Annotated in this window: 19 protein-coding genes and 1 pseudogene; 18 read left to right on the top strand and 2 right to left on the bottom strand. The window is 60.3% G+C overall.

What is annotated here, in order from left to right; translation table 11 throughout:
• The first annotated feature begins 22 nt into the window (after positions 1-22).
• The 18 genes from hutC (at position 23) to ICA15_RS19030 (ending at position 22474) form a co-directional block, all read left to right on the top strand.
• Positions 23-733, top strand: coding sequence for a histidine utilization repressor (gene hutC, locus ICA15_RS19115; protein WP_181818442.1), 711 nt, complete (start codon positions 23-25; stop codon positions 731-733).
• Positions 730-1302 (top strand): HutD family protein, encoded by a 573-nt coding sequence (locus tag ICA15_RS19110; RefSeq protein ID WP_210554340.1) that lies wholly within the window; start codon positions 730-732, stop codon positions 1300-1302. The genes hutC and ICA15_RS19110 overlap by 4 nt, the downstream gene beginning before the upstream one ends.
• A 449-nt stretch (positions 1303-1751) precedes the next feature.
• The gene (gene hutU / locus ICA15_RS19105) at positions 1752-3440 is read left to right on the top strand and encodes a urocanate hydratase (RefSeq protein ID WP_150604003.1); all 1689 of its coding nucleotides are present in this window, start codon (positions 1752-1754) and stop codon (positions 3438-3440) included.
• Between the two features lie 121 nt (positions 3441-3561).
• Positions 3562-5034, top strand: a complete 1473-nt coding sequence (locus tag ICA15_RS19100; protein ID WP_210554339.1) for a purine-cytosine permease family protein — start codon at positions 3562-3564, stop codon at positions 5032-5034.
• A 70-nt stretch (positions 5035-5104) separates the two neighbouring features.
• The gene (locus ICA15_RS19095; protein WP_150604001.1) at positions 5105-6073 is read left to right on the top strand and encodes an ABC transporter substrate-binding protein; all 969 of its coding nucleotides are present in this window, start codon (positions 5105-5107) and stop codon (positions 6071-6073) included.
• Positions 6074-6156: 83 nt separating this feature from the next.
• The gene (locus ICA15_RS19090; RefSeq protein ID WP_210554338.1) at positions 6157-7008 is read left to right on the top strand and encodes an ABC transporter permease; all 852 of its coding nucleotides are present in this window, start codon (positions 6157-6159) and stop codon (positions 7006-7008) included.
• A complete protein-coding gene (locus ICA15_RS19085) occupies positions 7005-7835 on the top strand; it encodes a glycine betaine/L-proline ABC transporter ATP-binding protein (RefSeq protein WP_150604000.1) in 831 nt (276 codons plus the stop codon). Before ICA15_RS19090 ends, ICA15_RS19085 begins: the two co-directional genes overlap by 4 nt.
• A gap of 185 nt (positions 7836-8020) precedes the next feature.
• On the top strand, positions 8021-9544 hold the full coding sequence (hutH, locus tag ICA15_RS19080) for a histidine ammonia-lyase (RefSeq protein WP_210554337.1): 1524 nt from the start codon (positions 8021-8023) through the stop codon (positions 9542-9544).
• 117 nt (positions 9545-9661) lie between these two features.
• Entirely contained in the window at positions 9662-11194 is a 1533-nt protein-coding gene (gene hutH, locus ICA15_RS19075; RefSeq protein ID WP_150617473.1) for a histidine ammonia-lyase, read from the top strand.
• A 101-nt stretch (positions 11195-11295) separates the two neighbouring features.
• On the top strand, positions 11296-12501 hold the full coding sequence (gene hutI, locus ICA15_RS19070) for an imidazolonepropionase (protein WP_210554336.1): 1206 nt from the start codon (positions 11296-11298) through the stop codon (positions 12499-12501).
• A gap of 10 nt (positions 12502-12511) precedes the next feature.
• Positions 12512-13312 carry an N-formylglutamate deformylase gene (gene hutG, locus ICA15_RS19065; RefSeq protein WP_210554335.1) on the top strand — a complete coding sequence of 267 codons (801 nt, stop codon included), beginning with the start codon at positions 12512-12514 and terminating at the stop codon, positions 13310-13312.
• A gap of 270 nt (positions 13313-13582) precedes the next feature.
• Entirely contained in the window at positions 13583-14554 is a 972-nt protein-coding gene (gene pip / locus ICA15_RS19060; RefSeq protein ID WP_150603995.1) for a prolyl aminopeptidase, read from the top strand.
• The gene (dtd, locus tag ICA15_RS19055) at positions 14551-14988 is read left to right on the top strand and encodes a D-aminoacyl-tRNA deacylase (protein ID WP_210554334.1); all 438 of its coding nucleotides are present in this window, start codon (positions 14551-14553) and stop codon (positions 14986-14988) included. The genes pip and dtd overlap by 4 nt, the downstream gene beginning before the upstream one ends.
• Positions 14989-15292: 304 nt before the next feature.
• Positions 15293-17077: a glucan biosynthesis protein G gene (locus ICA15_RS19050; protein ID WP_215731436.1), complete on the top strand. Its 1785-nt coding sequence runs from the start codon at positions 15293-15295 to the stop codon at positions 17075-17077.
• On the top strand, positions 17070-19640 hold the full coding sequence (gene mdoH, locus ICA15_RS19045; protein ID WP_210554332.1) for a glucans biosynthesis glucosyltransferase MdoH: 2571 nt from the start codon (positions 17070-17072) through the stop codon (positions 19638-19640). The genes ICA15_RS19050 and mdoH overlap by 8 nt, the downstream gene beginning before the upstream one ends.
• Before the next feature lie 188 nt (positions 19641-19828).
• Complete coding sequence (locus tag ICA15_RS19040; RefSeq protein ID WP_042561939.1) at positions 19829-20626, top strand: transporter substrate-binding domain-containing protein; 798 nt, start codon at positions 19829-19831, stop codon at positions 20624-20626.
• Positions 20627-20787: 161 nt separating this feature from the next.
• A complete protein-coding gene (locus tag ICA15_RS19035) occupies positions 20788-21747 on the top strand; it encodes an amino acid ABC transporter permease (protein WP_210554331.1) in 960 nt (319 codons plus the stop codon).
• The gene (locus ICA15_RS19030) at positions 21740-22474 is read left to right on the top strand and encodes an amino acid ABC transporter ATP-binding protein (RefSeq protein WP_150603990.1); all 735 of its coding nucleotides are present in this window, start codon (positions 21740-21742) and stop codon (positions 22472-22474) included. Before ICA15_RS19035 ends, ICA15_RS19030 begins: the two co-directional genes overlap by 8 nt.
• Positions 22475-22633: 159 nt before the next feature.
• Here ICA15_RS19030 and ICA15_RS28695 read toward each other — a convergent pair whose 3' ends face one another.
• Positions 22634-23347: a methyl-accepting chemotaxis protein gene (locus ICA15_RS28695; RefSeq protein ID WP_371850961.1), complete on the bottom strand. Its 714-nt coding sequence runs from the start codon at positions 23345-23347 to the stop codon at positions 22634-22636.
• 141 nt (positions 23348-23488) lie between these two features.
• Positions 23489-24433, bottom strand: a pseudogene (locus ICA15_RS28690) (methyl-accepting chemotaxis protein); the annotation flags it as partial.
• Between the last annotated feature and the right edge of the window lie 51 nt (positions 24434-24484).

The raw sequence follows: 24484 nt of genomic DNA, 5'->3' as shown, positions 1-24484 counted from the left end.
AGTTTCCCCGTTGGCCGCGAACATGGGCGACAGTCCGGCGCCCTTGTACGCCCGCGTCAAACAGATGATCACCCAGCAGATCGACAGCGGAAACTGGCCGCCGCACTACCGCGTGCCGTCCGAAAGCGAACTGGTCAATCAGCTCGGTTTCAGCCGCATGACCATCAATCGCGCACTGCGCGAGATGACCGCCGATGGCCTGCTGGTGCGCATGCAAGGCGTCGGCACCTTCGTCGCTGAACCGAAGAGCCAGTCCGCGCTGTTTGAGGTGCACAACATCGCCGATGAGATCGCCTCCCGCGGTCATCGCCACACCTGTCAGGTCATCACCCTCGAAGAAGAGGCCGCCGGTTCCGAGCGCGCGCTGGCGCTGGATATGCGCGAAGGGCAAAAGGTTTTTCACTCGCTGATCGTGCATTACGAAAACGACATTCCGGTGCAAATCGAAGACCGTTTCGTCAACGCGCTGGTCGCCCCGGAATACCTCAAGCAGGACTTCACCCTGCAAACGCCTTACGCCTATCTGAACCAGGTCGCGCCGCTGACTGAGGGCGAGCATGTGGTCGAAGCAATCCTCGCTGAAGCGTCCGAGTGCAAGTTGCTGCAGATCGAAAAAGGCGAGCCATGCCTGCTGATCCGCCGCCGCACGTGGTCGGGGCGTCAGCCGGTGACCGCTGCGCGCCTGATTCACCCCGGTTCCCGTCATCGTCTGGAAGGACGGTTTCATAAATGAAATGCGAAGTTAAGGTTTTACGCGCCGAAGGCTATCCGCGCATGCCGTGGAAAAACGGCGGCGGCAGCACTGAAGAAATCACCCGTGACGCTGGCGCTGGCCTCGACGGTTTCGGCTGGCGCCTGTCGATTGCCGACATCGCCGAATCCGGCGGTTTCTCGAGCTTTGCCGGCTACCAGCGGGTGATCACCGTGTTGCAGGGTGACGGCATGACCCTGTGCGTCGACGGCGACGACACTCGGCCACTGTTACCGCTCGACCCGTTTGCATTCAGCGGCGAGAGTAAAGTGTCCTGCACCTTGCTCGGTGGGGCGATTCGCGATTTCAACCTGATCTACGCGCCGCAGCGTTACAGCGCGCGGTTGCAGTGGCTGGAGGGTGAGCAACGGTTTTTCAGCTCGGCCGGCACGGTGTTGGTGTTCAGTGTCAGTGAGTTGCTTGAAGTTGTGGTCGGTGAGAAGACTGCACAACTTGGCCGTCATGATTGCCTGCAATTGGACGGTAACAGCGGGCTGGTTGAAGTCGCCTTGAATGCCTCGTGCTGCGTGATCGAACTGACTGCGCGCTGATTCAAATAACGTCAAAAGATCGCAGCCTTCGGCAGCTCCAACAGGGTGTACATCAATCCCACTGTAGGAGCTGCCGAAGGCTGCGATCTTTTGCTTTTGGGGTGTTCCCAACCACGCACCAACTTGTTACCGAACGCCCCAGCGTGGCGCAAAACCCCACTTGCGTAACATCTCTCTACCTCCCCAAACCATCCCCTCGAAAAATTTCATCATCGCCAGAACCCTTGATTCAGGCGATCTCCAGCCGTGTCCGCGATTTTTCTTGAACACCCCACTGCCAAGTTGGCCGCTTGATTGCATATGCTTGTATGTACAAGTAAAGACGTATGCGTATGAGTCGTTAGAGATTCTCCGCAGCGTCCACTGATTCGCTTGTCGCGCATTGATGCGCACAGGCTGCTTGCCCACTGCCAGGGTTGGTTTGAATTGATCGCTGAGGAGTCTTTTTCGTGACTGACAATACCCAGAAACCTACAAAGCATCGTGACGTCGAAATCCGTGCCGCCCGCGGTAACAAGCTGACCGCCAAGAGCTGGCTGACCGAAGCGCCGCTGCGCATGCTGATGAACAACCTCGACCCGGAAGTCGCCGAGAACCCGAAGGAACTGGTGGTATATGGCGGTATCGGTCGCGCCGCCCGTAACTGGGAGTGCTACGACAAGATCGTTGAAAGCCTGACCAACCTGAATGACGACGAGACCCTGCTGGTGCAATCCGGCAAGCCGGTCGGCGTGTTCAAGACTCACAGTAACGCCCCGCGCGTACTGATCGCCAACTCCAACCTGGTGCCGCACTGGGCGAGCTGGGAGCACTTCAACGAACTCGACGCCAAAGGCCTGGCCATGTACGGCCAGATGACTGCCGGCAGCTGGATCTACATCGGTAGCCAAGGCATCGTTCAAGGCACCTACGAAACCTTCGTAGAGGCAGGTCGTCAGCACTACAACGACAATCTCACCGGCAAGTGGGTCCTGACCGCAGGTCTGGGCGGCATGGGCGGCGCTCAGCCGCTCGCGGCAACTTTGGCCGGCGCGTGCTCGCTGAACATTGAATGCCAGCAGGTCAGTATCGATTTCCGCCTGAAAAGCCGCTACGTCGACGAGCAAGCCACTGACCTCGACGACGCGCTGGCGCGCATCGCCAAATACACCAAAGAAGGCAAAGCGATCTCCATCGCCCTGCTGGGCAACGCGGCGGAAATTCTGCCGGAACTGGTCAAGCGCGGCGTGCGCCCGGACATGGTCACCGACCAGACCAGCGCCCACGATCCACTCAACGGTTACCTGCCGGCCGGCTGGACCTGGGACGAATATCGCGCCCGCGCCAAGACCGAACCTGCCGCTGTGATCAAAGCCGCCAAGCAGTCGATGGCTGTGCACGTCAAAGCGATGCTGGCGTTCCAGAAGCAAGGCATTCCGACCTTCGACTACGGCAACAACATCCGTCAGATGGCTCAGGAAGAGGGCGTTGAGAACGCATTCGACTTCCCGGGTTTCGTACCGGCTTACATCCGTCCGCTGTTCTGCCGTGGCATCGGCCCGTTCCGCTGGGCGGCGCTGTCGGGTGATCCGCAAGACATCTACAAAACCGACGCCAAGGTCAAAGAGCTGATCCCGGACGACGCCCACCTGCACAACTGGCTGGACATGGCCCGCGAGCGCATCAGCTTCCAGGGTCTGCCGGCCCGTATCTGCTGGGTTGGCCTGGGTCTGCGCGCCAAGCTCGGTCTGGCCTTCAACGAAATGGTCCGTAGCGGTGAATTGTCCGCCCCTATCGTGATCGGTCGCGACCACCTCGATTCCGGCTCGGTCGCCAGCCCGAACCGCGAAACCGAATCGATGCAGGACGGTTCCGACGCTGTGTCCGACTGGCCACTGCTCAACGCTCTGCTCAACACCGCGAGCGGCGCGACCTGGGTTTCCCTGCACCACGGCGGCGGCGTCGGCATGGGTTTCTCGCAGCACTCGGGCATGGTGATCGTCTGCGACGGTACCGACGAAGCGGCCGAGCGAATAGCCCGCGTGCTGCATAACGACCCGGCTACCGGTGTCATGCGTCACGCCGATGCCGGTTACCAGATCGCTATCGACTGCGCGAAGGAACAGGGCCTGAACCTGCCGATGATTACCGGTCAATAAACGCAAAACCCTGTAGGAGCTGCCGCAGGCTGCGATCTTTTGAGGTTGGTTTTTCAAGATCAAAAGATCGCAGCCTGCGGCAGCTCCTACAAGGAATCTAACAATCCACAGAGGTTGAATCATGGCTGTTAACACCGATCGTGCAGGCAACAAACCGTTGATCGAAAGGCGTTCGATCGACTACATCCCGGAAGCGGAAAGACACGGTCGTCTGTTCAGCCAATTCACCCTGTGGATGGGTGCCAACCTGCAAATCACCGCGATTGTCACCGGGGCCCTGGCCGTGGTGCTGGGCGGTGATGTGTTCTGGTCGTTGATCGGTCTGCTGATCGGTCAACTACTGGGCGGTGGCGTCATGGCGCTGCATGCTGCGCAAGGGCCAAAACTGGGCCTGCCGCAGATGATTTCCAGCCGCGTGCAGTTTGGTGTGTATGGCGCGGCCATCCCGATCGTGCTGGTGTGTTTGATGTACCTGGGTTTTACCGCCACCGGAACCGTGCTTTCCGGTCAGGCGCTGGGCCAGTTGTTTGGTGTCAGCGACAGCGTCGGCATCCTGATTTTCGCCAGTGTCATCGTGTTGGTCACGGTGCTCGGTTATCGAGTGATCCACTGGATTGGCCGTGTCGCCAGCGTCATCGGCGTGATCGCTTTTGTTTTCCTGTTCTGGCGTCTGATCAATCAGACCGACGTCGGCGCACTTATGCAAATCCGCCACTTCAGCTGGAGCAGTTTCTTGCTGGCGGTGTCGCTCGCCGCTTCCTGGCAGATCGCTTTCGGCCCGTACGTGGCTGACTATTCGCGCTACCTGCCGAGCAGCACTTGCTCGGTGAAAACCTTCTTCGCCGCGGGCGCCGGCTCGGTGATTGGCGCCCAAGTGGCGATGATCCTCGGCGTGTTCGCAGCAGCTTCGGCCAACGGTCAATTCGCCGGCCATGAGGTCGCCTACATCGTCGGTCTGGGCGGCACTGGCGCCACCGCGGCGTTGCTGTACTTCAGCATCGCCTTCGGCAAAGTCACCATCTCCACGCTGAACTCCTACGGCAGCTTCATGTGCATCGCGACCATCATCAGCGGTTTCCGTGGCCACCTGAAGGTGTCGCGTTTGCAGCGTCTGGTATTCGTGCTGTTCATCGTCGGTGCGGCAACCCTGATCGCATTGCTCGGACAGCATTCGTTCCTCGGCGCGTTCAAGTCTTTCATCCTGTTCCTGCTCGCCTTCTTCACGCCTTGGAGCGCGATCAACCTGGTCGACTACTACTGCATCACCCGTGAGCGCTATGACGTGCCGGCGCTGGCCGATCCGAATGGTCGCTATGGCCGTTGGAACATCCTCGGTATCAGCGTCTACGTGTTCGGTGTACTGGTGCAGTTGCCGTTTATCTCCACAAAGTTCTACACAGGTCCCTTGGTGGCGGCGCTGGGTGATGTGGATATCTCCTGGATCATCGGTCTGGTGGTGCCCGCCGCCGTGTATTACGTCTGTGCGAAAAAATGGCACAGCGCCGTACCTGATCAGCTGATTCTGCCGACCGAGCAGGACAGCGATGCACAACCTGAAAAAAGCGGGGCCAGCCGCGTTGCGGCGCAGGCCTGATTGGACGTGGACAGGGCTGGATGCCTCTTGACTGCCGTAAGCCCAATTCATGATTAGGAGCGTCACGACAATGAAATCGAACAAGACCCTGCTGACCACTCTGCTTTCCATGGGCCTGCTCGCCAGTGCCGGTGCCACCCAGGCCGCCGGTTGGTGCGAGTCAGGCAAACCGGTGAAGTTCGCCGGCCTGAACTGGGAAAGCGGCATGCTGCTGACCGACGTCATGCAAGTGGTGCTGGAAAAAGGCTACGACTGCAAGACCGACAGCTTGCCGGGCAACTCCATCACCATGGAAAACGCCCTGAGCAGCAACGACATCCAAGTGTTCGCCGAAGAGTGGGTCGGCCGCAGCGAAGTCTGGAACAAGGCCGAGAAGGCCGGCAAGGTCGTCGGTGTCGGCGCACCTGTCGTGGGCGCTATCGAAGGCTGGTACGTGCCGCGTTATGTGATCGAAGGCGACGCCAAGCGCAAGCTTGAACCGAAAGCGCCAGACCTGAAAAACATTGCCGATCTGGCCAAGTATTCCGCCGTGTTCAAAGACGCTGAAGAACCTGCCAAGGGCCGTTTCTACAACTGCCCGGCCGGCTGGACCTGCGAGCTGGACAACAGTGAAATGCTGAAAAGCTACGGCCTGGAAAACAGCTACACCAACTTCCGCCCAGGCACCGGCCCGGCGCTGGATGCGGCGGTGCTGTCGAGCTACAAACGTGGCGAGCCGATTCTCTTCTACTACTGGTCGCCAACCCCGCTGATGGGCCAGGTCGATCTGGTCAAACTGGAAGAAAAACCGGGCGTCGACAAGACCGTGACGATCAAGGTCGGCCTGTCCAAGACCTTCCACGAACAAGCCCCGGAACTGGTGGCGGTGCTGGAAAAGGTCAACCTGCCGATCGATTTGCTGAACCAGAATCTGGGACGCATGGCGAAGGAACGTATCGAGTCGCCAAAACTGGCGAAAATCTTCCTCAAGGAACATCCTGAGGTCTGGCACGCGTGGGTCAGTGAAGACGCCGCCAAGAAAATCGACGCGGCGCTGTAGGTCGCTACCTCCCGGTCAACCGTGAGGCTGGCCGGGAGATATGCCGTCATCGCTTGATTGAGATTTCTGATTGAGAGCCGCTTATGTTTCCCGAAAGCTTTACCTTTTCCATCGCCGACTGGGTCAACGGTTGGGTCGATTCGCTGGTCACCAACTACGGTGATGTGTTCCGCCAGATCTCGGACACCCTGCTGTGGGCCATCGTCAATCTCGAAGGCCTGCTGCGTGCTGCACCGTGGTGGCTGATGCTGGCGATCGTCGGTGTCGTCGCCTGGCATGCAACGAGCAAAGTCGTGACCACGGCGGTGATCGTCGGTCTGTTGTTTCTCGTAGGCGCTGTCGGCCTGTGGGACAAACTCATGCAGACGCTGGCGCTGATGATGGTGGCGACGATCATATCGGTGCTGATCGGCATTCCGCTGGGGATTCTCTCGGCGCGCAGCAATCGCCTGCGTTCGGTACTGATGCCGCTGCTCGACATCATGCAGACCATGCCGAGTTTCGTGTACCTGATTCCGGTGCTGATGCTGTTCGGTCTGGGCAAGGTTCCGGCGATTTTCGCCACCGTGATCTACGCCGCACCGCCGCTGATTCGCCTGACCGATCTGGGCATTCGCCAGGTCGACGGCGAAGTCATGGAAGCGATCAACGCATTCGGCGCCAACCGCTGGCAGCAACTGTTCGGCGTGCAACTGCCGCTGGCCCTGCCAAGCATCATGGCCGGGATCAACCAGACCACCATGATGGCCCTGTCGATGGTGGTGATCGCCTCGATGATCGGCGCCAGAGGCTTGGGTGAAGACGTGCTGGTGGGGATTCAGACCCTCAACGTCGGACGCGGGCTTGAGGCCGGTCTGGCGATCGTGATTCTCGCAGTGGTCATCGACCGCATTACTCAGGCGTACGGTCGGCCACGGCATGAGGTGAGCAAATGAGCAACGCAACCGTGAGCAAGATTGAAGTCAAAAACGTCTTCAAGATTTTCGGCAACCGCGCCAAGGACGCCCTGGCCATGGTTGGCCAGGGCAAGACCAAGGATCAGGTGCTGAGCGAAACCGGCTGCGTGGTCGGGGTCAACGACCTGTCGCTGAGCATCGGTACTGGCGAGATATTCGTGATCATGGGCCTGTCCGGTTCCGGCAAGTCGACGCTGGTGCGCCACTTCAATCGCCTGATCGACCCGACCAGCGGCGCGATCCTGGTGGACGGCGTGGACATCCTGCAATACGACATGCAAGCCCTGCGCGAATTTCGCCGGCACAAGATCAGCATGGTCTTCCAGAGCTTCGGCCTGCTGCCGCACAAGACCGTGCTCGACAACGTCGCCTACGGCCTCAAAGTGCGCGGCGAGAGCAAGCAACTGTGCGCCGAGCGGGCGTTGCACTGGATCAACACCGTGGGCCTCAAGGGCTACGAAAACAAATACCCGCACCAGCTCTCCGGCGGCATGCGTCAGCGTGTGGGCCTGGCCCGCGCCTTGGCGGCGGACACTGACATCATCCTGATGGACGAAGCGTTCAGTGCGCTGGATCCGCTGATCCGCGCCGAGATGCAGGACCAGTTGCTGGAGCTGCAAAAGACCCTGCACAAGACCATCGTCTTCATCACCCACGACCTCGACGAGGCGGTGCGTATCGGCAATCGCATTGCGATTCTCAAGGACGGCAAGCTGATTCAGGTCGGTACGCCACGCGAGATCCTGCATTCGCCGGCGGATGAGTATGTCGACCGGTTCGTGCAGCGGCGGGCTGCGGTTGTCTGAATCTGGACTGCCCCTGTGGCGAGGGGATTTATCCCCGATCGGCTGCGTAGCAGTCGTAAATTCAACCAATGCGGTCTGTCAGACAGACCTCTTCGGACGATTTTGGGGCGGCTTCGCCACCCATCGGGGATAAATCCCCTCGCCACAGGGTTTCTATAGTCAACAAAATTGGTATGAGGCTTCAGATGTCCCAGGCTGAAAAAATCGTGATCACCGGCGCCCATCTGCGCTGGCAAGACGTAGTCGCCGTTGCCCGTCACGGCGCGCCACTCGAGCTGTCGAGCGACACGTGGGCGCGCATCGAAAACGCGCAAGGCATCGTCCAGCGCATCGTCGCCAGCGGCGAGCGTGCTTATGGCGTCAACACCGGCCTGGGCGGGTTGTCCAACGTCTCGCTGAAAGACGAACAGCTCAGCCAGTTGTCGCGTAACACCCTGCTCAGCCATGCCTGCGGCGTCGGCCCGGTTTTGGCCGACGAACAAACGCGCGCGATCATCTGCGCCGCGATTCACAACTACAGCCACGGCAAATCCGGCATCCATCGCCGGGTGGTCGAAGGGCTGCTGGCGCTGCTCAATCGCGGCATCACGCCGCAGGTGCCGTCGCAAGGCTCGGTGGGTTATCTGACCCACATGGCGCACATCGGCATTGCACTGCTGGGCGTTGGTAATGTCAGCTATCGCGGGCAAATCACCTCTGCTCAACAAGCGCTGGCCGAGGAGGGCCTGCAACCGGTGCAACTCGGCGCGAAGGACGGTTTGTGTCTGGTCAACGGCACGCCGTGCATGACCGGCCTCAGCTGCCTGGCCATCGCCGACGCCACCCGTCTGCTGCAATGGGCCGACGTAATCGGCGCCATGAGTTTCGAAGCGCAGCGCGGGCAGATCGCCGCGTTCGATGCCGAAATCATCGCGCTGAAACCGCATCCGGGGATGCAGCAGGTTGGCGTCAATCTGCGTGCATTGCTCGACGGCAGTGAAGTGATCGCATCGAGCAAAGGCATTCGCACTCAGGACGCGCTGAGCATCCGTTCGATTCCGCAGGTGCACGGCGCCGCGCGCGATCAACTGGAGCACGCGATCAAACAGATCGAAACCGAGCTCAACGGCTGCACCGACAACCCGCTGCTGCTGGGCACACCGGACGAGTTCCGCGTCATGTCGCAAGCCAATCCACACGGTCAATCAGTAGCAATGGCGGCAGATTTGCTGGCAATTGCCATGGCTGAAATCGGCTCGATTGCCGAGCGTCGTCTCGATCGCCTGGTGAATCCGCACGTCAGCGGTCTGCCGGCATTTCTGGTGGCCAATCCGGGGGTGAACTCCGGGATGATGATCGTGCAATACGTCGCCGCGTCACTGTGTGCGGAAAACCGCCAATTGGCACAACCGGCTGTGCTCGACAACTACATCACTTCGGGTTTGCAGGAAGACCACTTGAGCATGGGCACCAACGCCGCACTCAAGCTGCATCGCGCCCTGGAAAACTGCACGCAAATCCTCGCCATCGAATATCTGCTGGCGGCGCAGGCGTTTGAATTCCTCAAGGAACAGCGTTTCGGCGCGGGCACCGATGTTGCGTGGCGACTGCTGCGCGAAAAGGTCCCGGCTTATGATCAGGATCGCTGGCTGGCGCCGGATATCGCTGCCGCTGCAAGCGTTCTGAAAGACTCGAATTTGCTGCACAACGTACTACCGAATCTGCACTGAAAATCTACCTACGCCAGCGTGCCAAGGCGCGGCTCCCCAAAAGGGCAGACGCGACGGACAACGGACATCTCCGGAGCGTCTGGCGAGTTAACAATAAACTCTCAAAAGGAGCACAAAATGACTGCGCTGAACCTGATTCCCGGCCAACTGAGCCTGGCCCAACTGCGTGACGTGTATCAGAACCCGGTCAAGCTGACCCTCGACGACAGCGCATCACAGCAGATCGAAGCCAGCGTCGCCTGTGTCGAGCAGATCCTCGCCGAAAACCGCACCGCCTACGGCATCAACACCGGTTTCGGCCTGCTGGCCTCGACCCGCATCGCCAGCGAAGACCTGGAAAACCTCCAGCGCTCGCTGGTGTTGTCCCACGCTGCCGGCGTCGGCGCGCCGATCAGCGATGCGCTGGTGCGGCTGGTGATGGTGCTCAAGGTCAACAGCCTCAGCCGTGGTTTTTCCGGGATCCGTCGCGTTGTGATCGATGCGCTGATTGCGCTGATCAATGCCGAGGTTTATCCGCACATTCCGTTGAAAGGTTCGGTCGGTGCTTCCGGCGATCTGGCTCCATTGGCGCACATGTCGCTGGTGCTGCTGGGCGAAGGCAAGGCGCGTTACAAGGGCGAGTGGATGGAAGCCACCGAAGCGCTGAAAGTCGCCGGCCTGACGCCGCTGACGCTGGCGGCTAAGGAAGGTCTGGCGCTGCTCAACGGCACTCAGGTTTCTACTGCTTTTGCGTTGCGTGGTTTGTTTGAAGGCGAAGATTTGTTCGCGGGCGCCATCGCACTGGGCGCTCTGACGGTTGAAGCCGTGCTCGGTTCGCGCTCGCCGTTCGATGCGCGCATCCACGCGGCTCGCGGGCAGAAAGGCCAGATCGATGCGGCCGCTGCTTACCGCGATTTGCTGGGTGAGCGCAGCGAAGTTTCCGACTCGCACCAGAATTGCGACAAGGTCCAGGATCCATACTCCCTGCGCTGCCAGCCACAAGTCATGGGCGCCTGTCTGACCCAGTTCCGTCAGGCTGCTGAAGTGCTGGCGGTTGAAGCCAACGCCGTCTCCGATAATCCGCTGGTGTTTGCCGCTGAAGGCGATGTGATTTCCGGCGGTAACTTCCACGCCGAACCCGTGGCCATGGCCGCTGACAACATGGCCCTGGCTATCGCTGAAATCGGCTCGCTGAGCGAACGCCGCATCTCGCTGATGATGGACAAGCACATGTCGCAACTGCCGCCGTTTCTCGTGGCCAATGGCGGCGTGAACTCCGGTTTCATGATCGCTCAGGTGACCGCTGCCGCACTGGCCAGTGAGAACAAGGCGTTGTCCCACCCGCATTCGGTGGACAGCCTGCCGACTTCGGCAAACCAGGAAGACCACGTTTCAATGGCACCTGCGGCCGGCAAGCGTCTGTGGGAAATGGCCGAGAACACTCGCGGGATTCTCGCCGTGGAATGGTTGGCGGCGGTGCAGGGGCTGGATCTGCGTAATGGCCTGAAGACCTCGGCGAAACTGGAACAGGCTCGGGCCATTCTGCGCAAGGAAGTGCCGTTTTATGAGAAGGACCGGTTCTTTGCGCCGGACATCAATGCTGCGAGTGAGTTGTTGGCTTCGCGGTGTTTGAACGAGTTGGTTGCGGCGAAGGTTCTGCCGAGCCTGTGATGGACTCATCGCCAGCAGGCTGGCTCTCACAGTTGGAATGCGTTTCCCTGTGGGAGCCAGCCTGCTGGCGATTCGATTTTGAATACTGTGGAGACTAAGGGATGAAAACCCTCTGGCAACACTGCCACGTCGCAACCATGGCACAAGGCGTCTACTCGATCATCGAGGATGCCGCCATCGTGACGTCCGGTGCGCTCATCGAGTGGATCGGCCCGCGCAATCTATTGCCGTCCGGCGAATACCCGGCGGTCAATGACCTGCAAGGCGCGTGGGTCACCCCCGGCCTGATCGACTGCCACACCCACACGGTGTTCGGCGGCAATCGCAGCGGCGAGTTCGAGAAACGTCTGCAAGGCGTCAGCTACGCGGAAATCGCAGCGGCCGGTGGCGGCATCGCCAGCACCGTGCGCGCCACGCGCGAGGCGTCGGAAGACGAGCTGTTCGCCAGCGCCGCCAAACGCCTGAAAAGCCTGATGCGCGACGGCGTGACCACGGTAGAGATGAAGTCTGGCTACGGGCTCGATCTGGCCAACGAACGGAAGATCCTGCGGGTCATCCGTCGTCTGGCCAAAGAGCTGCCGATCAGCGTGCGCAGTACCTGCCTCGCCGCTCACGCGTTGCCGCCCGAATACAAGGATCGCGCCGACGCTTACATCGATCACATCTGCGCCGAAATGCTTCCTGCGCTAGCCGCCGAAGGCCTGGTCGATGCGGTGGATGCGTTCTGTGAATACCTGGCGTTTTCCCCGGAACAGGTCGAGCGCGTGTTTATCACCGCTAAAGAATTAGGTCTGCCGGTGAAGTTGCACGCCGAACAACTGTCGTCGCTGCACGGCTCCAGCCTCGCCGCACGTTATAAAGCGTTGTCCGCCGATCACCTGGAGTTCATGGACGAAGCCGATGCCATCGCCATGGCCGCGTCCGACACCGTCGCGGTGCTGCTGCCGGGTGCGTTCTACTTCCTGCGCGAAACCCAGTTGCCGCCGATGGACGCCTTGCGCAAACACAAGGTGAAAATCGCCATCGCCAGCGATCTTAATCCGGGCACCTCGCCCGCGTTATCGCTGCGTTTGATGCTGAACATGGCCTGCACCTGTTTCCGCATGACCCCGGAAGAGGCTTTGGCTGGCGCGACCATCCATGCCGCGCAGGCACTGGGCATGGCCGACACACATGGCTCGCTGGAAGTCGGCAAAGTCGCGGATTTCGTCGTGTGGCAGATTGATCGCCCGGCGGATCTGGCTTACTGGCTCGGTGGCGATCTGGACAAACGCGTCGTGCGTCACGGCGTTGAATCAAGTCTGTAGGAGAGCGGTTGTGGATAAGGTTCTGAATTTCAAACAAGGTCGCGTGCCGCTGCTGATCAGCATGCCGCATGCCGGTTTACGTCTGACCCCGGTGGTCGAGGCCGGCCTGATCGGCGACGCGAAAAGCCTGCCGGACACTGACTGGCATATTCCGCAGCTGTACGACTTTGCCGAGGAGCTGGGCGCCAGCACTTTGGCTGCCGAATACTCGCGTTTCGTCATCGACCTGAACCGGCCGTCCGACGACAAACCGTTGTACGCCGGGGCGACCACCGGCCTGTATCCGGCAACGTTGTTCGATGGCATCCCGTTGTTCAAGGAAGGGCTGGAGCCGTCGAAAGAAGAGCGCGCGACGTATCTGGAACAAATCTGGACGCCGTATCACCGCACCTTGCAGCAAGAACTGGCGCGGCTGAAGGCCGAGTTCGGCTATGCGCTGCTGTTTGATGCGCACTCGATCCGGTCGAACATTCCGCATCTGTTCGACGGCAAGTTGCCCGACTTCAACCTCGGCACCTTCAACGGCGCCAGTTGCGATCCGCGGTTGGCCACGCAACTGGAGGCGATCTGCGCGCGACACAGCGATTACAGCCACGTGCTGAACGGGCGCTTCAAGGGCGGCCACATCACCCGGCATTACGGCAACCCGGCCGAGAATATTCACGCGGTGCAGCTGGAGTTGGGCCAGTGCACGTATATGGAAGAGTTCGAACCTTTCCGCTACCGCACCGATCTGGCCGAGCCGACGCGGGTGGTGCTCAAGGAATTGCTGCAGGGCTTCCTCGCCTGGGGCGAATCCCGCTACGCATGACGGTAGCCCTGTGGCGAGGGGATTTATCCCCGTTGGGTCGCGCAGCGGCCCTAAAACCGGCCACCACAGTTTCTCAGACATACCGCGTATATCGGTTTTACGACGGCTTCGCCGCCGGACGGGGATAAATCCCCTCGCCACAGGGGACATCGCTGAAAAATTGTGATTACGCGCGGGCATGCTCATTGACGTAAATCGGGTTTATGATGCCCAACGGCAGAATAATAGACGTCCCCCCAGGGATGACCTCGACCCCTTACGGAGCGCGCAATGCAGACTTTGTTTCCGCAGATCAAACCTCACGCCCGGCACGATCTGGCTGTCGATGACACCCATACGCTGTACGTCGACGAAAGCGGCTCACCGGAAGGCTTGCCGGTCGTGTTCATCCATGGTGGGCCAGGTGCCGGTTGCGACGCGCAGAGCCGTCGCTATTTCGATCCGAACCTTTACCGCATTGTCACCTTCGATCAGCGAGGTTGCGGACGCTCCACGCCGCACGCCAGCCTCGAAAACAACACCACCTGGGATCTGGTCGCCGACCTTGAGCGCATCCGCAAGCACTTGGGCATCGACAAATGGGTGCTGTTCGGCGGTTCGTGGGGTTCGACCCTGGCGCTGGCCTACGCGCAAACCCATCCGGAGCGTGTACACGGTCTGATCCTGCGTGGGATCTTTCTTTGCCGTCCGCAGGAAATCGAGTGGTTCTATCAGGCCGGCGCCAGCCGCCTGTTCCCCGATTACTGGCAGGACTACATCGCGCCGATCCCGCTGGACGAGCGCGATGACCTGCTTGGCGCTTTCCATAAACGCCTGACCGGTAACGACCAGATCGCCCAGATGCATGCTGCCAAGGCCTGGTCGACCTGGGAAGGGCGCACCGCGACGCTGCGGCCGAACCCGCTGGTGGTCGATCGCTTTTCCGAGCCGCAGCGTGCGCTGTCGATTGCGCGGATCGAATGCCACTATTTCACCAACAATGCCTTCCTTGAACCGAACCAGTTGATTCGTGACATGGGCAAGATCGCTCACCTGCCGGGCGTGATCATCCACGGGCGCTACGACGTGATCTGCCCGCTCGACAACGCCTGGGAATTGCACCAGGCCTGGCCGAACAGCGAATTGCAGGTGATCCGCGACGCCGGCCACGCCGCATCCGAACCGGGCATTACTGATGCACTGGTGCGCGCGGCGGGCAACATGGCGCGTCGTCTGCTCGATCTGCCGCCCGAAGAAGCATGAAGGGGCTTTTACAGCGCGTGCGCAGTGCGCGAGTGGAAGTGGCGGGCGAGGTGGTTGGCGCGGTCGATCAAGGTTTGCTGGTGCTGGTAGCGGTAGAACCCGACGACACGCGCGCCAGCGCCGACAAACTTCTGCATAAGCTGCTTAACTATCGGGTATTCAGCGACGACGAGGGCAAGATGAATTTGTCTCTCGCCGATGTTGGCGGTGGGTTGCTGCTGGTCTCTCAGTTCACCCTGGCTGCCGACACCAAAAGCGGGTTGCGCCCGAGCTTCTCGACCGCGGCCCCTCCGGCGTTGGGCGAGGAATTATTCGACTATCTATTAGGCAAAGCGAAAGAGATGCATGGCACTGTGGCATCAGGTAGATTCGGCGCGGATATGCAGGTGCATTTGGTCAACGACGGCCCTGTTACTTTTTTGTTACAAACCTGACAACACTTGAAACGCCTTTTTAGGAGATTTCGACGTTTTTAGGGCGTTTTCGCGATAAATACTTTGTTACCCCTGATGCGTTGTCATGCGGGCTACTAGATAATCGCGCGCTACGGTGATCAGCGTTCGTTGGTCCATTTTCACTTAGGTAGAGACTTGTCTGGATCCGATTGGGGAATCATTTTGCCCCAGCGGAGTCGGAACAATGCTCGCCAACCTGGCATATAGATAGCTGGCCGTTGGTTTATTGATCTGTTTTCGGCGAGGGTTGCTCGTGATTGTTAGTCCCTGTAATGCAGCAAAAATGTCTGCCAAACGCATGCGAAGTGCCCTGGTAGCGGGTTCGGCGCTCCTGTGCCTGCTCAGCGCCGGTCAGCTTTGGGCGTTCAATCTTGACGATGTGTCGGCCAAGGCCAAAGAGTTGGCCGGGCAGAAGTTCGAAGCCCCGCGCAGCAACCTGCCGAACGAATTCCGCGATATGAAGTTCGCGGACTATCAGAAAATCCGCTTCCTCACCGAAAAGGCTGAGTGGGCTGATAAGAAGACGCCGTTCAAGCTCTCCTTCTATCACCAGGGTATGCATTTCGATACACCGGTGAAAATCAACGAAATCACCGCGAACAGCGTCGATGAGATCAAATACGATCCGACTCGCTTCGATTTTGGCGACCTGAAGTTTGATCCCAAAGCCACCGAGCAACTGGGTTATGCCGGTTTCCGTGTGCTGTACCCGATCAACAAGGCCGACAAGCAAGACGAAATCATGACCATGCTGGGCGCGAGCTACTTCCGCGTCGTCGGCAAGGGTCACACCTACGGTCTGTCGGCCCGTGGCCTGGCGATCGATACCGCGTTGCCGTCGGGTGAAGAATTCCCGCGTTTTCGCGAGTTCTGGATTCAACAGCCGAAGCCGGGCGACAAGCATCTGGTGATCTTCGCCCTGCTTGATTCGCCGCGTGCTACCGGTGCCTACCGTCTGATCCTGCGCCCGGGCAGCGACACCGTTGTCGACGTCAAGGCGCAGATGTTCCTGCGTGACAAGGTTGGCAAACTGGGCATCGCACCGCTGACCAGCATGTTCCTGTTCGGCGCCAACCAGCCGTCGAAAGTCCTCAACTACCGTCGTGAACTGCACGACTCCAGCGGTCTGTCGATCCATGCCGGCAATGGCGAGTGGATCTGGCGTCCGCTGAACAACCCGAAACACCTCGCCGTGAGCAACTTCAGCGTCGAGAACCTGCGTGGTTTCGGTCTGCTGCAACGTGGCCGTGATTTCAGCCACTACGAAGACCTCGACGACCGCTACGACAAGCGCCCAAGCGCCTGGATCGAGCCGAAGGGCGACTGGGGCAAAGGCACCGTCGATCTGGTCGAGATTCCAACCGCCGACGAAACCAACGACAACATCGTTGCGTTCTGGAGCCCGGAAAAATTGCCGGAGCCAGGTCAGCCACTCGACTTCGCCTATCGCATGCACTGGACCATGGACGAAGCGGCGATTCACGCGCCTGACAGCGCCTGGGTTGCGCAGACTCTGCGCTCCACCGGTGACGTCAAGCAATCGAACCTGATCCGTCAGCCGGATGGCAGCGTTGCTTATCTGGTCGACTTCGAAGGTCCATCGCTGGCGGCTCTGGCCCCGGATGCAGACGTTCGCAGCCAGGTCAGCGTTGGCGACAATGCCGAGCTGGTCGAGAACACCGTGCGTTACAACCCTGAAACCAAGGGCTGGCGTTTGACCCTGCGCATGAAGATCAAGGACGCGAGCAAGGCGACCGAGATGCGTGCCGCTCTGGTGCAGCCAATCGTTACGGCGGATCTGGCCAAGTCTTCGGTGCCGGCGTCCAACTCGTCCGTTGCCAAGGCCGACAAGGTTGCCGCCAAGCAACAAGAGAAACTCGACAAGGAAGCCAAGGCAGCCGAGGCCAAACAGGCTGAAGCCAAGCCAGCCGCAGATGCCAAGGACAAGGCCAACAAAGACGCCAAGCAGCCAGTCGCTGCGGACGCGGCCACAGCCACACCGGAATCGGCACCGACTGAAGAAGTCCTGACCGAGACCTGGAGCTATCAGTTGCCTGCCGATGAGTAACTCTCAAGTACAGCCAGAGACTCTGTCCGAGTATCTGGCGCATCTGCCGATGACCGACCAGCAGCGCGCCGAACTCGCGGGCTGCCAGTCGTTCAGCGAGCTGCATGAACGCCTGTCGTCCTCGACGTTCGACGCCCCTGCCGAAGCCGCCCAGGCTTCGGTGGGCAAGCGCCTGACACTGAGCACCGCTGAAGAGCTTGAAGAAGCGGAAATGCTGGTGCTCGATGCCAGCGGTCGGGTCAGCCTCAAGGCAACGCCGCCGATCCGTCGGACCAAAGTCGTGCCGGAGCCGTGGCGCACCAATATTCTGGTGCGCGGCTGGCGCCGCATGACTGGCCGCACCAACCCGCCACAACCGCCCAAGGACGAGAACGTCCTGCCGGCGGCGCGCTGGCGCACGGTCGGTTCGATCCGTCGCTACATCTTGCTGGTGCTGATGCTCGGTCAGACCATCGTCGCCGGCTGGTACATGAAAGGCATCATGCCGTACCAGGGCTGGTCGTTCGTTGATCTGGACGAAGTCCTGCATCAGCCACTGCTGCAAACCGCCACGCAAGTGCTGCCGTATGCGCTGCAAACCAGCATCCTGATTCTGTTCGGGATTCTGTTCTGCTGGGTGTCGGCCGGTTTCTGGACCGCGCTGATGGGCTTCCTCGAGTTGCTCACCGGTCACGATAAATACCGCATCTCCGGTAAAAGTGCCGGCAACGAGCCGATTGCCAAAGAAGCGCGTACCGCACTGGTAATGCCGATCTGCAACGAAGACGTGCCGCGTGTATTCGCCGGTTTGCGTGCAACCTTCGAATCGGTCGCCGCTACCGGTGATCTGGATCGATTCGACTTCTTCGTGCTCAGCGACAGTAACGACTCCGACATCTGCGTGGCCGAACAACAGGCCTGGCTGGACGTCTGCCGCGAAGCCAAAGGCTTCGGCAAGATCTTCTACCGTCGCCGTCGTCGCCGTGTGAAACGCAAGAGCGGCAACCTCGACGACTTCTGTCGTCGTTGGGGCGGTGACTACAAGTACATGGTCGTCCTCGACGCTGACTCGGTCATGAGCGGCGAGTGTCTGACCAGTCTGGTGCGCTTGATGGAAGCCACGCCGGACGCCGGGATCATCCAGACCGCGCCGCGTGCGTCGGGCATGGACACTCTGTATGCGCGCATGCAGCAGTTCGCGACCCGCGTGTACGGCCCGCTGTTTACTGCCGGTCTGCACTTCTGGCAGCTGGGTGAATCCCACTACTGGGGTCACAACGCGATCATCCGCATGAAGCCGTTTATCGACCACTGCGCCCTGGCGCCGTTGCCGGGTAAAGGCGCGTTCTCCGGTGCGATCCTGTCTCACGACTTCGTTGAAGCCGCGCTGATGCGTCGTGCCGGTTGGGGTGTGTGGATTGCCTACGACTTGCCGGGCAGTTACGAAGAGTTGCCGCCCAACCTGCTCGACGAACTCAAGCGTGACCGTCGCTGGTGCCACGGCAACCTGATGAACTTCCGTCTGTTCCTGGTCAAAGGCATGCACCCGGTGCACCGTGCGGTATTCCTCACCGGCGTGATGTCGTACCTGTCGGCGCCGTTGTGGTTCTTCTTCCTGGTGTTGTCGACTGCGCTGCTGGCGGTGAACACCTTGATGGAGCCGCAGTATTTCCTTGAACCGCGTCAGCTTTATCCATTGTGGCCACAATGGCATCCGGAGAAGGCGATCGCGCTGTTCTCGACAACCATCGTGCTGCTGTTCCTGCCGAAACTGTTGAGCATCATCCTGATCTGGGCCAAGGGCGCGAAAGAGTTCGGTGGCAAGTTCAAGGTGACCCTGTCGATGCTGCTGGAGATGTTGTTCTCCATGCTGCTGGCGCCGGTGCGGATGATTTTCCACACCCGTTTCGTTCTGGCCGCGTTCCTCGGTTGGGCCGCGACCTGGAACTCGCCGCAGCGTGACGACGACTCCACGCCATGGAGCGAGGCGGTCAAACGCCACGGCCCGCAGACCCTGTTGGGCTTCTTCTGGGCACTGCTGGTGATCTGGCTGAACCCGAGCTTCCTGTGGTGGCTGGTGCCGATCGTCGGGTCGCTGATGCTGTCGATCCCGGTGTCGGTGATTTCCAGCCGTGTCGGTCTGGGCCTCAAGTCCCGTGACGAGAGCCTGTTCCTCATCCCTGAGGAATACAATCCGCCACAGGCGTTGCTGGCCACCGATCAGTACACCCACGAAAACCGCTGGCACGCACTGAACGACGGCTTCGTCCGCGCCGTGGTCGATCCGCAGCAGAACGCCTTGGCGTGCTCGCTGGCGACCTCCCGTCACGGTCAGGCCGAGCCGATTGAGTGGCTGCGTCAGGAGCGTGTGCGTCATGCGATCAAGGTCGGTCCTGCCGGGCTGAACAACCATGATCGCCTGCAACTGCTGAGCGACCCGGTTGCTCTGGCCCGCCTGCACGAGCAGGTCTGGGCCGAAGGTCACGCCGAGTGGCTGGACGCATGGCGGGCATCGGTGAAAGCCGATCCGCATGCGCCGTTGCTGCCGCTGCGACCGGTGAGCATGCAGGCTCAACCGGCCTGATGAAGAGACCCCGCTGATGTAGCGGGGTTTTTTTATGGCTGCCCTTGATTGTCAAACAAATCACCCATAAACCCTTGTGCAAAAGAACGAGTGCGTTAGCATCCGTCCCCGAATTGGCGCGCCCGGGCTTTTTTGCCCGTCACTGTTGGCTTTCGCGCCGCAAACGCAATGGTTTTGGGGACTTGAAGATGAAGAAGTATCTGTCGATGCTGCTGGTCGGCGTCACGGCACTGGTTGCAGTCAATGCGGCACACGCGGGCGCAATCGATGACGCGGTCAAACGCGGCACCTTGAAAGTCGGCATGGATCCGACCTACATGCCGTTCGAGATGACCAACAAGCGCGGTGAAATCATCGGCTTCGAAGTCGATATCCTCAAAGCCATGACCAAGGCCATGGGCGTCAAACTGGAACTGGTCTCCACCGGTTACGACGGCATCATCCCGGCGCTGATGACCGACAAGTTCGACATGATCGGCAGCGGCATGACCCTGACTCAGGAACGCAACCTGCGCCTGAACTTCAGCGAACCGTTCATCGTCGTTGGCCAGACCCTGCTGATCCGCAAGGAGCTGGAAGGCACTATCAAGTCCTATAAAGACCTGAATACCGCCGACTACCGCATCACCTCCAAGCTCGGCACCACCGGTGAGATGGTTGCCAAAAAGCTGATCTCCAAAGCCAAGTACCACGGCTACGACAACGAACAGGAAGCCGTGCTCGACGTGGTCAACGGCAAGGCCGACGCCTTCATCTACGACGCGCCGTACAACGTCGTGGCAGTGACCAAGGTCGGTGCCGGTAAACTGGTGTTCCTCGACAAGCCGTTCACCTACGAACCGCTGGCCTTCGGTCTGAAGAAGGGTGACTACGACAGTCTCAACTTCATCAACAACTTCCTGCACCAGATCCACGAAGACGGCACCTACGATCGCATCCATGACAAGTGGTTCAAGAGCACCGAGTGGCTCAAGGACATGGAATAAGCCCGGTCAGATAGACCGCGTCGCTCCAATCGCGGGCAAGCCCGCTCCCACAGGGTTCGCGTTGAACACATAATTTGTGCTCACCCTGGCTCACTGTGGGAGCGGGCTTGCCCGCGATGGCGGACTCTCAAGCGACACAGAATTCGGAACCTGCAAATCCAATGAAACATAAAAAAGCCCAATGGCCCTGGCACGTCCTCACCGTGCTGGTGCTGATCGGTCTGGCGGGTGCGTTGTATTACGCCACGTCGCTGATGTCCTACGAATGGCGCTGGAACCGTGTGCCGCAGTACTTCGCCTATCAGGCCGAAGAAACCCAGCGCGCCGCGGACATTTCCACCGTCACTGAACTGGTGCGCAAAGGCAGCAGCGCCGACGTCACTCTGCGCAACGACGCCGGTGATGAGCAGCACCTGACTGTCGACGAGAACAGCCTGCAATTCGCTCAGGGCGACGATGTGGCTGAAGGCGACGTCGTGGGTGTTACTCGGCATTGGGCGGCAGGGCCGCTGTTATGGGGGCTGTGGACCACGCTTTGGCTGTCGGTGGTGTCCGGCATTCTGGGGTTGGTGATCGGTCTGGTCACCGGGTTGTGCCGCTTGTCGAGCAACCCGACGCTGCGCGATCTGTCGAGTATCTACGTCGAACTGGTCCGCGGTACGCCGCTGCTGGTGCAGATTTTCATTTTCTACTTCTTCATCGGCACGGTGATGAACCTGTCCCGGGAGTTCGCCGGGATCGCCGCGTTGTCGCTGTTTACCGGCGCCTACGTGGCCGAGATCATCCGTTCCGGCGTGCAGTCGATTGCCCGGGGCCAGAACGAAGCCGCGCGTTCGCTCGGTCTGAGCTCAGGCCAGTCGATGCGCCACGTCGTGTTGCCGCAAGCGTTCAAACGCGTGCTGCCGCCGCTGGCCGGGCAGTTCATCAGTCTGGTCAAGGACACTTCGCTGGTGTCGGTGATCGCCATCACCGAGCTGCTGAAAAGCGGTCGTGAAGTCATCACCACGTCGTTTTCGCCGTTCGAGATTCTGTTCTGCGTCGCCGGCCTGTATTTGTTGATCAACCTGCCGCTGTCGAAAATCGCCAGCCGGCTTGAGCGGAGGCTCGCGCAAAGTGATTGAAGTCCGCGATCTGGTAAAAGTCTTCGACACCCGTGGGCAAGTGGTGCGCGCGGTGGATAACGTCAGCACCACGGTGGCCAAGGGCGAAGTGCTGGTGGTGATCGGCCCGTCGGGTTCCGGCAAGTCGACCTTCCTGCGTTGTCTCAATGGCCTGGAAGAGTTCGATTCCGGCTCGGTGAGCATCGACGGTCTGCAACTGGCCGACCCGAAAACCGACGTCAACGCCTACCGCCGCGAAGTCGGCATGGTGTTCCAGCATTTCAACCTGTTCCCGCACATGACCGTGCTGGAAAACCTCTGTCTGGCACAGAAAGTCGTGCGCAAGCGCGGCAAGAAAGAGCGCGAAGCCAAGGCTATGGCGTTGCTGGAAAAGGTCGGTATCGCGCAGAAGGCCAACGAGTTTCCGTCACGCCTGTCCGGTGGTCAGCAGCAGCGTGTGGCGATTGCCCGGGCGCTGGCGATGGAGCCGAAGGTGATGTTGTTCGATGAGCCGACATCGGCCCTCGACCCGGAAATGGTCGGCGAAGTGCTGGATGTGATGAAGAACCTGGCCGTGGAAGGCATGACCATGGTCTGCGTCACCCACGAAATGGGTTTTGCCCGGGAAGTAGCGGATCGGGTGTTGTTCTTCGATCACGGGAAATTGCTGGAGGATGCCGCGCCGGCGGAGTTCTTTGATGCACCGAAGGATCCGCGGGCGCAGGCCTTCTTGCGTCAGGTCCTCTAAAAGCGGCGGCCTTGGGGGCCGCTAATCGCGAGCAGGCTCACTCCTACAGTGGTTTTGTGTTGTTGCACAAAAAGTGTGAACACCGCAAAACCTGTAGGAGTGAGCCTGCTCGCGATAGCATCACCTCGGTCCACAGCGAACCAAGGCAACTGAATCACCTCAAACCTTGAACCGCCCCACCAGCATCTGCAGATGCGTCCCCAACCGCGCCAACTCAACGCTGGACGCCGCTGTCTCTTCACTTGCCGCCGATGTCTGATCCGACACATCGCGTACGTTCAGCACGCTACGGTTGATCTCTTCGGCCACCGCACTCTGCTGTTCAGCCGCCGCAGCAATCTGCTGGTTCATCGCCTGAATCGCCGACACGGTGCGCGTGATGCTTTCCAGCGAGCCGCCAGCACGACGGGTCAGCTCGACGCTGCTGTCGGTGAGGGTGCGGCTGTTGTCCATGATCGTCGCCACTTGCTGGGTGCCGTTTTGCAGGCCGACGATCAGCTCTTCGATCTCTTCGGTGGACTTCTGAGTGCGCTGCGCGAGGCTGCGCACTTCATCGGCGACCACCGCGAAACCACGTCCGGCTTCACCAGCACGCGCCGCTTCGATGGCCGCGTTGAGTGCCAGCAGGTTGGTTTGCTGAGCCACGGATTTGATCACGTCGAGCACGCTGCCAATCTTGTCGCTTTCGCGCTTGAGCTCGCCCATGGCTTCGGTCGAGTGGCCGACTTCAACGGCCAGACGCTCAATCTGCGCGATGGCTTCACCGACAACCTTGTCACCCTCACGGGCCTGCTGGTCGGCAGCCACGGCAGCTTCGGAAGCTTCCTCGGCGTTACGCGCGACTTCCTGCACGGTGGCGGCCATTTCGTTCATGGCGGTGGCGACCTGGTCGGTCTCGATCTTCTGATTGTTGACGCCGGCGCTGGTCTGCTCGGTCACCGCTGACAATTCCTCGGCGGCGCTGGCGATCTGGGTCACGCCCTCGCTGATCCCACCGATCAGCTCACGCAGACCTTGGGTCATGCTCTGCATCGAACGTTGCAATTGACCAAGTTCGTCACGGCGCAGGGAGACCAGGTTGTGGGTCAGGTCGCCGGCAGCGACGCGTTCGGCGACTTTCAGGGTCTGGTTCAGGGGAATGATGATCTGTCGGGTGATCGCCCACGCGGCCAGCAAGCCGAAGGCCAAGGCCAGCAGGGTGGCGATCAAAAGCATGTTCTTGGCGTGGGCGGCATCGGTGTCGCGCACGATAGTTTGCGAAGCCGTCAGCTTCTTGCTGAGATCGATCAGGATGTCGCCCTGAGCGGACATGCGCGCGAGCGACTTGGCATTGGTGACCTGCGAGTCGCGGAACTGCGCGACCGCCGCGCGATAGGCTTTGATCGAGTCGGTGGCCTGTTGCAGGTTGGCGATGTGTTGCTCCGGCAGTTTCGACGGCAGGCTTTCGAGGTTTTTCAGGGCGTTGTCGATGGCGGCCAGCGCTGGCTGTTCGGCTTCGGCCTTGCCGCTGTAGGTGTAGCCGCGCACTTGGTAGCGCGCCTGTTGCAGCAGTTTGCTCAGCTCGATCACGCTGTCGTATTGCGCGACGCTGTCACCTTGCAGCATGGATTTTTCGACTTCGGAGACTTTGGCTACAGCGTTGTCGGCGCTGGCGCCGAGTTTGCTGCGGGCATCTTCGCGCTGCACGGTAGCTTGAGTCATGTCGGCAAAGGCGCGTTTGTACTCGGCGACGGCGGCCAGTTGCTGATCGACCATGGCGGCGTCGGACGGCTGCTCGATCAGGCTGCGGGCGGTTTGCAGGCCGCTGTCGAGTTTATTCAGCAACTCGTTGACCGCGCCCGGGCCCTGTTCGCCACGGCGGGAGTCATATTCGAACCGCGCAATGCGCAAGTCCTTGGTCAGCTCATTGAGGCTGGAGATGAAGCCGAGCTTGTCGCCACGGCTGATGATGCCATTCATGCCGGTCCAGCCGGTGAAGGTGATCAACAACGTCAGCAACAGCACCAGGCC

It is taken from the genome of Pseudomonas sp. P116 (genome assembly GCF_020149425.1).
Taxonomy (GTDB): Bacteria; Pseudomonadota; Gammaproteobacteria; order Pseudomonadales; family Pseudomonadaceae; genus Aquipseudomonas; species Aquipseudomonas anatoliensis.
The sequence above is the reverse complement of the archived record's forward strand: the minus strand, read 5'-3'. Positions and strand labels throughout refer to the sequence as shown.